This window comes from Stenotrophomonas sp. SKA14 (assembly GCF_000158575.1).
GTDB lineage: Bacteria > Pseudomonadota > Gammaproteobacteria > Xanthomonadales > Xanthomonadaceae > Stenotrophomonas > Stenotrophomonas forensis.
In genome coordinates, this window is sequence record NZ_DS999412.1 from 1,860,980 (window position 1) to 1,873,680 (window position 12,701).

A 12,701-nucleotide genomic window follows, 5' to 3' on the forward strand; every position below is an offset into this window, starting at 1 on the left:
AACTCCTTGTTGTGCCAGTGAGGGTGGTGTCGTAGCGATGAACGCGCTGTGAGCCTGTTCGGGGTTGAACGCGTTCCGTAACAGGTTGCCGACGATTCAGGTGGCGGCCTCAGGTTATGCTGTGCCGATGCTCTATCTTGCTTCCCGCTCCCCCCGACGCAACCAGTTGCTGGCCCGACTCGGACGCCCCTTCCTGGCCCTGGACCTGGAGGTCGTCGAGCAGCGCGCGGCGGCTGAAAGTGCCGAACAATATGTCTGCCGGGTCGCCGCCGACAAGGCGCGCGCCGGGCTGGCCCGGGTGCTGGCCGATGATCCGCAGGCGCGGGTGCTCGGTTCGGACACCGAAGTGGTGCTGGACGGTGAAGTGTTCGGCAAGCCGGTCGATGCCGCCGATGCGCGGGCGATGCTGGCGCGGCTGGCCGGGCGCACCCACCAGGTGATGACCGCCGTGGTGGTGGTCGGCGCGCAGGGGCTGGACAGCGAGCTGGTTGTTTCCGAGGTGACTTTCGCGGCGATCGACGCCACCGACATCGCCGCCTACGTGGCTACCGGCGAACCGTTGGACAAGGCCGGTGCCTACGCCATCCAGGGCGGCGCCGAACGCTGGATCGAGCACCTGTCCGGCAGCTACTCCGGCGTGATGGGGCTGCCGTTGCTGCACACCGATCGTTTGCTGGCGCGCTGCGGCGTGCCGGCCCCCATTGCCGATGCCGCCAGGGAGGCTGCAGATGTCTGAGGAAATCCTGGTCAATGTGACCCCGCGCGAAACCCGGGTCGCGGTGATCGAAAACGGCATGCTGCAGGAACTGCACATCGAGCGCGGCTGGCGCCGGGGTGTGGTCGGCAACATCTACAAGGGCAAGGTGCAGCGGGTCATGCCCGGCATGCAGGCTGCCTTCGTCGAGGTCGGGCTGGAGCGCGCCGCGTTCCTGCACGCCAATGACGTGGTGCGCCCGGCCCCGGTGGCCAGCGCCGATACCGAGAACACCACCCTGCCGCCGCCGGCCAGCGTGCCGATCGTCGAACTGCTGCGCGACGGCCAGGACATCGTGGTGCAGGTGGTGAAGGATCCGATCGGCACCAAGGGCGCGCGCCTGACCACGCAGATCAGCATTCCCTCGCGTTACATGGTGCTGCTGCCGCAGTCCAAGGTAGTGGGCGTGTCAGCCCGCATCGAGGACGAGACCGAGCGTGCACGGCTGAAGGCGCTGGTGACCGAACTGTCGGCCCAGCATGGTGGCTACGGCTACATCGTGCGCACCAATGCGGAGGGCCAGCCGGCCGAGGCCATCGCCGAGGACATCGCCTACCTGTCGCGGGTGTGGAACGTGGTCGAGCGCCGCGGCCGCGAAGCCGCCTCCTGCAGCATCATCTATGAAGACCTGAGCCTGCCGCTGCGTTCGGTGCGCGACCTGATCCGCAAGGACGTGGACAAGGTGAAGGTGGACTCGAAGGAGACCTTCGGCCAGCTGCAGGCCTTCGTTGCCAAGTACATGCCGGTGCTGGCCGAAAAGCTGGAGCTGTATTCCGGCGACCGCCCGATCTTCGACATGTTCGGGGTGGAGGATGAGATCGGCCGCGCGCTGGACAAGCAGGTGCCGCTGAAATCGGGTGGCTACCTGGTGATCGACCAGACCGAGGCGATGACCACCATTGACGTCAACACCGGTTCGTTCCTCGGCCAGCGCAACCTGGAAGAAACGGTGTTCCGTACCAATCTGGAAGCGGCACAGGCGGTGGCGCGACAGCTGCGGCTGCGCAACCTGGGCGGCATCATCATCATCGACTTCATCGACATGGACGATGCCGAGCATCGCCGCCAGGTGCTGCGCACGCTGGAAAAGGCGTTGGCCCGCGACCATGCCAAGACCACCGTCTACGACTTCTCGCCGCTGGGCCTGGTGGAGATGACGCGCAAGCGCACGGTCGAGAGCCTGGAGCGCCAGCTGTCGGAAACCTGCCCGCAATGCAGTGGCCGCGGCAGCATCAAGACCACCGAAACGGTGACCTACGAGATCTTCCGTGAGATCACCCGCGCGGTGCGCCAGTTCGATGCCGCTCGCCTGCTGGTGATCGCCTCGACCAAGGTGGTCGCGCGCATTACCGACGAGGAATCTTCGGCGGTGGCCGAGCTGGAGGAGTTCCTCGGCAAGAGCATCCGCTTCCAGGCGGACGAGCAGTACCTGCAGGAGCAATTCGATGTCGTTCTGCTCTGATCCTCGCCGGCCGCAGGCTGGCGGCGGCCGATGAGCGCGCCGCCGCGCCTGCGACTGCGAAGGATCCGCCGTCATTTCATTGCCGCGTGTGCGGTGGGCCTGGTCGGGCTTGCCTTGCTGGTGGGCAGCATCAGCCAGCTGCTGCCGCTGGCCGAGCGCCATCCCGACAGGATTGCTGCCTGGCTGAGTGAGCGCGCCGGGCAGCCGGTGCGTTTCGACCAGCTGCAGACCGCGTGGACCCGTCGTGGCCCGTTGCTGCAGCTGAAGGGCCTGCGCATCGGCGCCGGCCAGGGCCTGGCGATCGGCGAGGCTGAAGTGCTGGTGTCGATGTACAGCGGGCTGCTGCCGGGCCGTTCGCTGACCGAGTTGCGCCTGCGTGGCCTGGCGCTGGACCTGCAGCAGGGCGAGGACGGCCGCTGGTCGGTGCGGGGCCTGCCGCAGTCAACCAATGGCGGTGACCCGCTGGATGCGCTGCGCCGGCTGGGCGAACTGCAGGTGATCGAGGGCCGCCTGGGCGTGCACGCGCCGGATCTGGGCATCGATACCACGCTGCCGCGCATCGACCTGCGCCTGCGCGTCAATGGCGACCGCCTGCGCGTGGGTGTGCGCGCCTGGGCGCAGGCCGACGCACTGCCACTGACCGCGGTGCTGGATGTGGACCGCGTGCGCGGCAACGGCCAGGCCTGGCTGGGTGCCGATCCGGTTGATTTCCATGCGTGGTCGCCGCTGCTGGCAGCCGGCGGCGCCCGCCTGCGCGAAGGCAAGGGAGAGCTGAACCTGTGGCTGACCCTGCGCGATTTCGCCCCGGTTGCGCTGACCACCGATTCGGACCTGCGCGAGGTACGCATCGATGGCGCACCGATGCCCGACGTGGCAGTGCCGCAGTTGCAGCTGCAGCGCCTGCAGGCACGCCTGCGCTGGCAGCGCCAGGCCGACGGCTGGGCCTTGCAGGTGCCGCGCCTGCGCCTGAAGACCGAAGAAGGCGAACAACAGCTCGACGGCCTGCAGCTGCAGGTCGGCAGGCAGCTGCGGGTGAGTTCCGGCGAGGTGCAGGCCGGCACCGCGCTGCGCGCGCTGGCGCTGAGTGATCGCCTCGACCCCGGCCTGCGCCACTGGCTGTTCCTGTCCCGGCCGCAACTGGATGTACGTGAGCTGCAGCTGTCCGGCCAGCGTGATGGCCCGCTGTGGGCGCAGGGTGAACTGAAATCGCTGGGCTTTGCCAGCGTGGGCCACTCGCCGGGCCTGCGTGGCCTCGGCGGCCGCTTCGAGGGCGATGCCGATGGTTTCAGCCTGCAGCTGCAGCCACAGCAGCAGCTCCAGTTTGACTGGCCAACCGGGTTCGGCGTGCGCCATGACCTGCACCTGGCGGGACAGGTGGTGGGCTGGCGCGACGAAGCGGGCGGCTGGCGCATCGGCACTGCAGCGATGCGCGTGGAAGGCACCGACTATGCTGCCGACGTGCGCGGTGGTGTCTGGTTCCAGGGCGACGGCACCCGGCCGTGGCTGCAGCTGGCGGCCAAGCTGGACGACGTGCCGATGACCGCGGCCAAGCGCTTCTGGATCCATTCCAGGATGAGCAAGGGCGCCACCGACTGGCTCGACATGGCACTGGCCGGTGGCCAGGTGCGCAACGGCGTCGGCCTGGTCAGCGGTGACCTGGACGACTGGCCGTTCGACAACAACGATGGCCGCTTCGAGGCCACCGGCCACATCACCAACGGCGACATCCGTTTCCAGCACGACTGGCCCCTGATGAGCCAGGTCGACGCCGACATCGCCTTCATCGGCCCCGGCTTCGACATGCATGGGCGCGGCGACCTGGCCGGCGTGGCGGTGCAGACGTTCGAGGCGGGCATTCCGGATTTCGGCCAGCAGCCGCTGTACGTGCGCGCCGACGCCCAGAGCGAGGCCGGCAAGCTGCTGGCGATGCTGCGGCAGAGTCCCTTGCACAAGGACTATGGCGACACGCTCGACAACCTCACCGCTGCGGGACCGGCGCATGTGACCTTCGACCTGCTGCAGCCGCTGCACCTGGATGAAGGCGAGGGCCACCTGCAGGGTACGGTCGACCTCAACGGGGTGAAACTGGTCGACAAGCGCTTCCAGCTGACCTTCGACAACATGCATGGGCAGGCCCGCTACGGCAATGGTGGTTTCGATGCCGAGGAACTGGCGGTGCGTCACCTTGGCCAGGACGGTCGCCTGAGCCTGCGTGCCGGCAGCTACGTGCGCGACAGCAAGCTGGCGTTTGAATCGCTGCTGTCGGCCAACCTTGATGCGGGCGTGCTGATCGACCGCGCGCCGGAAATGGCATGGCTCAAGCCGTACATCGCAGGAACCTCGCCGTGGACCATTGCGGTCAACCTGCCCAAGGTTGCACCGGGCGCGCCCGCGCCGCCCAGCGAACTGCGGCTGAGTTCGGATCTGGTGGGCACCCGCCTGGACCTGCCGGCGCCGCTGGACAAGCCGGCCGGCGAGCCGCTGGCGACCACGGTGGCCGCACAGCTGCCGATGGGGGCCGGTCGCATCGACGTGGCCTTTGGCCAGCGCCTGGCGCTGGCTGCGCGAAGCCACAACAACCGCACCGGCGTGCAGGTGACCCTGGGCAGCGATCATGTGGATCGCGAGCCACCGCCGAGCGGGCTGGCCGTCAACGGCCACAGCGCGACCCTGGATGCACTGGAATGGATCAGCCTCGCGCGCGGAGGCGGTGATGATGACGGCATGCCACTGCGTGCGGTGGATGTGCAGGTCGGCAAGCTGATGCTGATCGGTGGCGTTTTCGAACAGACCCGCCTGCAGCTGCAGCCGGGCGCGCAGGCGCTGGACGTGCGCCTGGACGGACCTTCGCTGGCAGGTCGCCTGACCGTGCCCAATGCCGAGGGCGGCACCATCAGTGGCCAGCTTGAGCGGGTGTACTGGCAGTCGCTGCCGGCGGCCCCGGGCGCGCCCGCCGCGCCGGCGCGGGTGCAGGCCGGTGCCAACGACATGGACCCGGCCAAGCTGCCGCCGTTCGCGTTGGACATCGCCGACCTGAAGTTCGGCAAGGTGGTGCTGGGACAGGCGGTGCTGCGCACGCGCCCGCTGGCCAATGGCCTGAACGTGGACGAGTTGCGCTTCCGCGCGCCGGACCAGGAGATCGACATCAACGGCCGCTGGCTGGGTCGTACCGGTGGCGCCCGTACCGAACTGACCGCGCAGGTACGCAGTGAAGACCTGGGCGGCCTGATGCAGAACCTCGACTACGGCGGCCAGCTGCGTGGCGGTTCCGGGCAGGCACAGCTGCAGGCCTCGTGGACTGGCGGTCCCTCGGACTTCCAGCTGGCCCATCTGCAGGGCCGGCTCGATCTGCACGCGCGCAATGGCCAGCTGCTGGAGCTGGAACCCGGCGCCGGTCGTGTGCTCGGCCTGCTCAGCGTGACCCAGCTGCCGCGGCGCCTGATGTTCGACTTCCGCGATTTCTTCTCCAAGGGCTTCGCGTTCAACCAGGTCGACGGCAGCGTGCAGTTCGGCCAGGGCATGGCCCGTACCGACAAAGTGCTGATCGAAGGCCCCGCAGCGAACATCACCATCCGCGGCCAGGCCGACCTGCGCAACCAGCAGTTCGACCAGACCATCGACGTCAACCCGCGTGCCGGCAATCTGCTGACCGTGGTCGGTGCGGTGGCCGGTGGGCCGGTGGGCGCGGCGCTCGGCGCGGCCACCAATGCGGTATTGTCGAAACCGTTGGGCGAGATCGGCGCCCGTACCTACAAGGTGACCGGCCCATGGAAGGAGCCGAAGGTGGAAGTGATCGAACGCAGCCGCGAGAAGGCGCCGCCCGCTCCGGCCCCCGGCATTCCGCCGACCGTCACCGACCTGCCACGCTCGCGCTGAGCGTGGCTTTCCTGTTCACGGGGCTTGCCTCGGCGCCCCCGCATCCCCAGATCGAGAGCCATGACTGATATCGCCCTGACGCTTGCCCAAGACCGCCTGCTGCGCCCCGGCGGCCTGGATACCGCTGGCCTGGAGCGCACCTTCGGCCAGCTGCTCGGGCCCGGTGTCGACTTTGGTGACCTCTACTTCCAGCACGCCCGCCGCGAGAGCTGGAGCGTGGAAGACGGCATCGTCAAGGACGGTGCCCATTCCATCGAGCAGGGCGTGGGTGTGCGGGCGATTTCCGGCGAGAAGACCGGCTTCGCCTACTCCGATGACATCCATGCCGATGCGCTGCGGGTAGCGGCGCAGTCGGCGCGCGCGATCTCGCGCGAAGGCGGCGCGCAGTCCGGGCGCTCGCTGCTGCGGGGCAATGCGCGTGCGCTGTACCCGGCGCTGGACCCGATCGACGGTATCGGCAACGAGGCCAAGGTCGAAGTGCTCAAGCGCCTGGACGGCTATCTGCGTGCCGCGGACCCGCGCGTGAAGCAGGTGATGGTCAGCCTGTCCGGTGGCGTGGATACCGTGCTGATCGCCCGCAGCGACGGCGTGCTGGGCGCCGACGTGCGCCCGCTGGTGCGCCTGAACGTGCAGGTGATCGTTGAGCACAATGGCCGCCGCGAGTCCGGCTATGCCGGCGGTGGTGGCCGCTATGGCTATGAGGAACTGTTCGCCGACGGCCGGCCTGAAGCGTTTGCGCGCGAGGCGCTGCGCCAGGCGCTGGTGAACCTCGAAGCGGTACCGGCGCCGGCCGGCGTGATGCCGGTGGTGCTCGGCCCGGGCTGGCCGGGGGTGCTGCTGCATGAGGCGGTCGGCCACGGCCTGGAAGGCGACTTCAACCGCAAGGGCACCAGCGTCTATGCCGGTCGCATCGGTGAACGCGTTGCAGCGCCGGGCGTGACCATCGTCGACGATGGCACGCTGGAGGGCCGCCGCGGGTCGTTGAACATCGACGACGAAGGCCACCCGAGCCAGTGCACCACGCTGATCGAGGACGGCATCCTGGTCGGCTACATGCAGGACAGCCTCAATGCCCGCCTGATGGGCGTGGCACCGACCGGCAACGGGCGCCGCGAATCGTTCGCGCACTTGACCATGCCGCGCATGACCAACACCTACATGCGTGCCGGCCAGCATGACCCGCAGGAAATGATCCGCTCGGTGAAGAAGGGCCTGTACGCGGTCAACTTCGGCGGCGGCCAGGTCGACATCACCAGTGGCAAGTACGTGTTCTCGGCCACCGAGGCCTACCTGATCGAGGACGGCCGGATCACCACACCGGTGAAGGGCGCGACCCTGATCGGCAATGGCCCGGAAACCATGCAGAAGGTGCGCATGGTCGGCAACGACCTGGCCCTGGACGAGGGCGTGGGCATCTGCGGCAAGGACGGGCAGAGTGTGCCCGTGGGGGTCGGCCAGCCTTCGCTGTTGATCGAGGGCATCACCGTCGGCGGTACCCAGGCCTGAGCCGGGCGATGGCCAACGCCAGCGCCCGGACCGGCGAGGACTCAGTCCTCGTCGGCTTCGCCGGTCTCGACGTCGTCGGCCTCATCGGCCGCGGCCTTGAGGCCCAGCGCCGCCGGCAGCATCAGGCCGCGCAGCACCTGGAAGATCTCGCGGTAGGCGCGCGGCGGCTTGTTCTTGGCTTTCTCGGCCTGGGCATTGCGCACCAGCGTGCGCAGCTGCTGGCGGTCGGCCTGCGGGTAATCGTTGAGCAGTGCGGCCAGCGCTGTGTCGCCTTCGGCCAGCAGGCGGTCGCGCCAGTCTTCCGCGCGGTGCATCATCGCCACTTCGCGGCGGCCGGTTTCGCTGTTCGCGTCCAGCGCATCGCGGATGGCGTCAAGCGTGGCGTCCTCTTCGCGGCGCATGTGCTTGGCCAGGAACGCCAGCTGGCGCTTGTGGGCGATGTGCGCGGTGATCCGCTTGCACTCGGCGATGTGCGGCAGCAGGTCTTCCGGGATCGGCAGGCGCGCCAGCTGGGCCGGGGTCAGCGACACCAGCTTCTCGCCCAGGGCCAGGACATCGAGCGCGTCGCGCCGGTTCTGGCTGCGGCTCTTGTCGTGGAATTCACCGGTTTCTTCGTCGCGTCCGCGCATCGTCCCTACCTGATCTCAAAAAAAGTCGCCCGGCGTGATGCCGGGCCCAACCTGTACAGGATAAAGCATTGAACGTGATCGCCCCTGAAGTCGCCGTCGGCGACGACAGCCCGGCCCGCCTGGAACGGCTGGCCGACCTTTCCCAGCAGCTGCTCGACCGCGCCCGCGCGCTGGGCGCCAGCCAGGCCGAGGTCAGCTGCAGCGAGGACCGGGGCCTGGAGGTCAATGTCCGCCTCGGCGAGGTCGAGACCGTGCAGTCCACCCGTGACCGCGGCATCGCGGTGACGGTCTATTTCGGCAAGCGCAAGGGCAGCGCCAGCACCGGCGACCTGAACGAGGCCAGCCTGGCGGCCACGGTCGAGCAGGCCTGCGCGATCGCCCGGCACACCGAGGACGACCCGGCTGCCGGCCTGGCTGAGGCCGCGCTGATGGCCACCGACTTCCCGGACCTGGACGGCTGGCACCCGTGGGCGCTGCAGGCCGACGAGGCGGTGGACCTGGCCCTGGCCTGTGAAAACGCTGGCCGCGAAGCCAATGCCGAGATCCGCAATTCCGACGGGGCCTCGGTGTCGAGCATGCAGAGCCTGTCGGTGTACGCCAATTCGCATGGGTTCATCGGCCGCGAGCGCGGCACCCACCATTCGGTCGGCTGTGCGCTGATCGCCGGCCTGGGCGATGGCATGCAGCGCGACGGCTGGTACACCAGCGCGCTGGCCCGCGAGGACCTGGAGGATGTGGGCCAGGTCGGCCGACAGGCCGCCGAGCGCACCGTCGCCCGCCTGCGGCCACGCTCAATGGCCACCGGCAGCATGCCGGTGCTGTTCGCCCCGGAGGTGGCCCGCAGCCTGGTCGGCCACCTGCTGTCAGCGGTGTCCGGTGGCGCCCTGTACCGCCAGGCCAGCTTCCTGCTGGACAGCGTCGGCCAGCGGCTGTTCCCGGAGTGGATGCAGATCGAGGAACTGCCGCACCTGCGCCGTGGCCTGCGCTCGGCCGCCTTCGACGGTGACGGCGTCGCCACCCGCGCTTCAGCGCTGGTCCGCGATGGCGTGCTGCAGCGCTACGTGTTGGGCAGCTATTCGGCGCGCAAGCTGGGCCTGCAGACCACTGCCAATGCCGGTGGCGTGCACAACCTGCAGCTGGCCGCCAACGCCGGCTCGCTGCAGGAGATCGCGCGCCAGATGGGCGACGGCCTGCTGGTGACCGAGCTGATGGGGCAGGGCGTGAACGGGGTGACCGGTGATTACTCGCGTGGTGCCGGTGGCTTCCGCGTCGAGAACGGCGAGATCCAGTACCCGGTGGATGGCATCACCATTGCCGGCAACCTGCGCGAGATGTTCAGCAGCATCGAGGCGGTCGGCAGCGACGTCGACCCGCGCTCGCACGTGCGCACCGGTTCGATCCTGCTGGGACGGATGACCATCGCCGGTAATGATTGATGGCATTGATGGCGTAAGCTATGCCCGCCTGACGCGACCAGCTGGGTGCTGGTTGGTCAAGACCACCCAATGAAAAGGAGTTTTGTCGTGAGCGAATTCGATAACGTCCCGCCGCCGCCGGCCACCACCAACGCGCCGGCTGACCAGCGCACCATGGCGCTGGCTGCCCACCTGCTGGGCATCTTCACCTGGTTCATCGGCCCGCTGATCATCTGGCTGATCAACAAGGATGACGCCAGCAAGGCCTTCGTGACCGACCAGGCCAAGGAAGCGCTGAACTTCCAGATCACCATCACCATCGCGATGCTGATCTGCATCGTGCTGACCATCGTGATCATCGGCGGCATCCTGGCCCCGATCGTCGGCATCCTGAACCTGGTGTTCTGCATCATCGCCGCGGTCAAGGCGAACAACGGTGAAGCCTACCGCTACCCGTTCGCGCTGCGCCTGGTCAAGTAAGATCGGCCACATGTGGAACTGAAAACGCCCGGCATTGCCGGGCGTTTTCATGTGCGGAGACTGACGGGCGGTACCCGGCGAGCGCGCAGCACTCAATGATCGCGTTCGACCGCCAGCGTCGCCAGCGCGCGCAGCGCATCGGCCTCTTCGCCGTAGCCGGCCAGGAGGGACTGCATGCGTGCGGCCAGCTCGTGCAGCTGTGCCTTCGCACCGTCCATGCCAAGCAGGGCGGGGAAGGTGCTCTTGTCCTGTGCCTGGTCCTTGCCGGCGGTCTTGCCCAGCTGTTCGGAACTGGCCTCGACATCGAGGATGTCATCGCGTACCTGGAACGCCAGGCCCAGTGCATCGGCGAAGCTGTCGAGCTGGGCCAACTGCGGTTCGTGGGCCTGGCCACATAGCGCACCCATGCGCACCGCGGCGCGGATCAGCGCCCCGGTCTTCAGGGCATGCATGCGGGTGAGGGCCGCCAGTGTCTGCTGCTGGCCGGTGGCATCGATGTCCAGGGCCTGGCCGCCGCACATGCCGGCGGCGCCGGAGGCGTGGGCCAGCGTCTGCAGGCAGGCCACGCGCAATGTGGCCGGCAGCGGCGCATCGGCCAGCAGGCCGAAGGCACGGGCCTGCAGGGCATCGCCAGCGAGGATCGCCGTGGCTTCGTCGAAGGCGATATGCGTGGTCGGCTTTCCGCGGCGCAGGTCGTCATCGTCCATCGCCGGCAGATCATCATGCACCAGTGAATAGGCATGGATCAGCTCGACGGCCATCGCGGCGGCGTCCAGGTGCTCCAGTTGTGCGCCGAACAGGTGGCCGCTGGCGTACACCAGCAGCGGGCGCATGCGCTTGCCGCCGCCCAGCACCGAATAGCGCATGGCCTGGTGCAGGCGCTGCGGCGCCTCGGCCGGCGAGGGCAGGGCAGCGTCAAGCTCGCTTTCGATACGATCGCGCCAGCGCGCGAACAGCGTTTCAGCCGTCATGGCTGGGCGGATCGAAGGGCTCGGATGCTTCCGGCTGGGCCGGATCGCTGAGCAGGCGTACACGCAGTTCGGCCTGCTCCAGCGCCTGCTGGCACTGGCGGTACAGGCCGACGCCGCGTTCGTATGCACTGAGCGAAGCTTCCAGGCTCAGCTCGCCGGTTTCCATCTGCTCCACCAGCTGCTCCAGCGATTCGAGCGATTGCTCGAACTGGGCGACCGGGGAGGCGTTTTCGGGGGACTTCTTGGCCATGCGGCAAGTGTGGACGGGCCGCGCGCGGGGGTCAATTCACCAGCCGCCCGGGCGCCACTGCAGTTGCGCCCCATGGGCCCGCAACCAGGCCTGCAAAGGTGCGGCGATGACCACGTCGGCGGCAGCCAGCAACTGCGGGCCATCGAAGATCAGCGGCAGCTGTGCGCGTCGCCAGGGCGCGAGGTGTTCCCGTTGCAGGCAGTCCTTCAGCGCGTGCGAATGCTGGCGTCCGGGCAGCTGGATGCGCTCACCGCCCATGCGTGCGCGGACCTGCAGCGCGTGTTCGAAGGCTGCAGTGCCCTGCAGGCGCAGCTGGCCGCCATCGGGCAATGCCAGGGGCATGCGTCCATCCCATTCGGCCTGCCAGTCGCGAGGCAGTACGGGCAGCCGGGCAGGCAGCAGGTAGGCGTGGTCGCGCCATTGCTGGATCGCATGATCGTGCCACCCCACGCGCGCCTGGCGGTCGTTGTCGGCTGGAAGCAGTTCGGCCAGCGCCTGCTGCAGGACCGTGGCCGGCAACGGTGCCGCACCATGGCCCAGCACCCAGGCCCGCAGCACGCGTGCGGCGCGGCCGGGTGAAATCTGCCGCAGCAGCTGCAGCGACAGCACGCGCGGTGCCACCTCCAGATGCGCGATCAGCTCGGCGTCTTCTTCATCAAGCAGTTCACGGGTCTGCGCGCAATGCGCAGCGCTGCCGGCCAGCGCCGCGGCCGCATGTGGCCAGCGTTGGCGCAGCAGCGGCAGCACCTGCAGGCGCAGGAAGTTGCGATCGGCGTGGTCGTCGGCGTTGCTGGGGTCTTCGACCCAGTACAGCGTGTGCTGCCGGGCGTAGTCGAGCAGTACATCGCGCGGTACCTGCAGCAGTGGTCGCCACAGGGAGTGCCTGCCAAGCCGGCTGTGTGCGGACATCGCAGCAAGGCCATCGACGCCGGAACCGCGCAGGGCCCGCAGCAGGAAGGTCTCGGCCTGGTCATCCTGGTGTTGGGCCAGCACCAGTGTTTCACCATCGCGCAGTTCCGCGGCGAACGCCGCGCGCCGCGCCTGTCGCGCAGCACCTTCGATGCCCAGGCCTGTGCCCACCGCTACCTGCACATGGTGTACGGCCAGTTCTATGTCCCACGTTGTGCACTGCTGCTGGCAGTGCCGCACCCAGTCGTCGGCCGCGGACTGCAGGCCATGGTGCACGTGCACCGCACGCAGCGGAGTGCCGGAGGCCTGTGCGCAACGCCACAGCCAGTGCAGCAGCACGGTCGAGTCGACACCACCGCTGTAGCCGACCAGCAGCGGCGCATCCAGCGGAACGAGGGCAGGGAAGGCAGTCACGGGGCAAGTATAGGGTGTGGGGTTTACCTGGCAGG

10 protein-coding genes are annotated in these 12,701 nt (G+C 68.6%); 6 read left to right on the forward strand and 4 right to left on the reverse strand.

Features of this window, described 5'->3' with window-relative positions:
* Positions 1–127: 127 nt before the first annotated feature.
* Genes SSKA14_RS08430 through tldD form a run of 4 tightly spaced genes read left to right on the forward strand, consistent with a single transcriptional unit; the run spans position 128 to position 7,598 of the window.
* Positions 128–736: a Maf family nucleotide pyrophosphatase gene (locus tag SSKA14_RS08430; protein ID WP_040007320.1), complete on the forward strand. Its 609-nt coding sequence runs from the start codon at positions 128–130 to the stop codon at positions 734–736.
* Entirely contained in the window at positions 729–2,216 is a 1,488-nt protein-coding gene (gene rng / locus SSKA14_RS08435) for a ribonuclease G (protein WP_008264487.1), read from the forward strand. The genes SSKA14_RS08430 and rng overlap by 8 nt, the downstream gene beginning before the upstream one ends.
* Before the next feature lie 30 nt (positions 2,217–2,246).
* A complete protein-coding gene (locus SSKA14_RS08440) occupies positions 2,247–6,092 on the forward strand; it encodes a YhdP family protein (protein WP_008267698.1) in 3,846 nt (1,281 codons plus the stop codon).
* A 60-nt stretch (positions 6,093–6,152) separates the two neighbouring features.
* Positions 6,153–7,598 (forward strand): metalloprotease TldD, encoded by a 1,446-nt coding sequence (gene tldD, locus SSKA14_RS08445; RefSeq protein WP_008266054.1) that lies wholly within the window; start codon positions 6,153–6,155, stop codon positions 7,596–7,598.
* Positions 7,599–7,639: 41 nt separating this feature from the next.
* Here tldD and yjgA read toward each other — a convergent pair whose 3' ends face one another.
* Positions 7,640–8,227: a ribosome biogenesis factor YjgA gene (gene yjgA, locus SSKA14_RS08450; protein ID WP_008267776.1), complete on the reverse strand. Its 588-nt coding sequence runs from the start codon at positions 8,225–8,227 to the stop codon at positions 7,640–7,642.
* 68 nt (positions 8,228–8,295) lie between these two features.
* Between yjgA and pmbA the strand changes: the two genes are divergently transcribed.
* Positions 8,296–9,663: a metalloprotease PmbA gene (gene pmbA / locus SSKA14_RS08455; protein ID WP_008268230.1), complete on the forward strand. Its 1,368-nt coding sequence runs from the start codon at positions 8,296–8,298 to the stop codon at positions 9,661–9,663.
* 87 nt (positions 9,664–9,750) lie between these two features.
* A complete protein-coding gene (locus SSKA14_RS08460; protein ID WP_040007321.1) occupies positions 9,751–10,122 on the forward strand; it encodes a DUF4870 domain-containing protein in 372 nt (123 codons plus the stop codon).
* Between the two features lie 92 nt (positions 10,123–10,214).
* Here SSKA14_RS08460 and SSKA14_RS08465 read toward each other — a convergent pair whose 3' ends face one another.
* From SSKA14_RS08465 to tilS, 3 genes are read right to left on the reverse strand one after another with little or no spacing between them, the layout of a single operon-like run.
* Entirely contained in the window at positions 10,215–11,093 is an 879-nt protein-coding gene (locus tag SSKA14_RS08465) for a farnesyl diphosphate synthase (protein WP_008264747.1), read from the reverse strand.
* Positions 11,083–11,343, reverse strand: a complete 261-nt coding sequence (locus SSKA14_RS08470) for an exodeoxyribonuclease VII small subunit (RefSeq protein ID WP_005410522.1) — start codon at positions 11,341–11,343, stop codon at positions 11,083–11,085. The genes SSKA14_RS08465 and SSKA14_RS08470 overlap by 11 nt, the downstream gene beginning before the upstream one ends.
* Positions 11,344–11,379: 36 nt before the next feature.
* Positions 11,380–12,666, reverse strand: coding sequence for a tRNA lysidine(34) synthetase TilS (tilS, locus tag SSKA14_RS08475; RefSeq protein ID WP_008265518.1), 1,287 nt, complete (start codon positions 12,664–12,666; stop codon positions 11,380–11,382).
* Between the last annotated feature and the right edge of the window lie 35 nt (positions 12,667–12,701).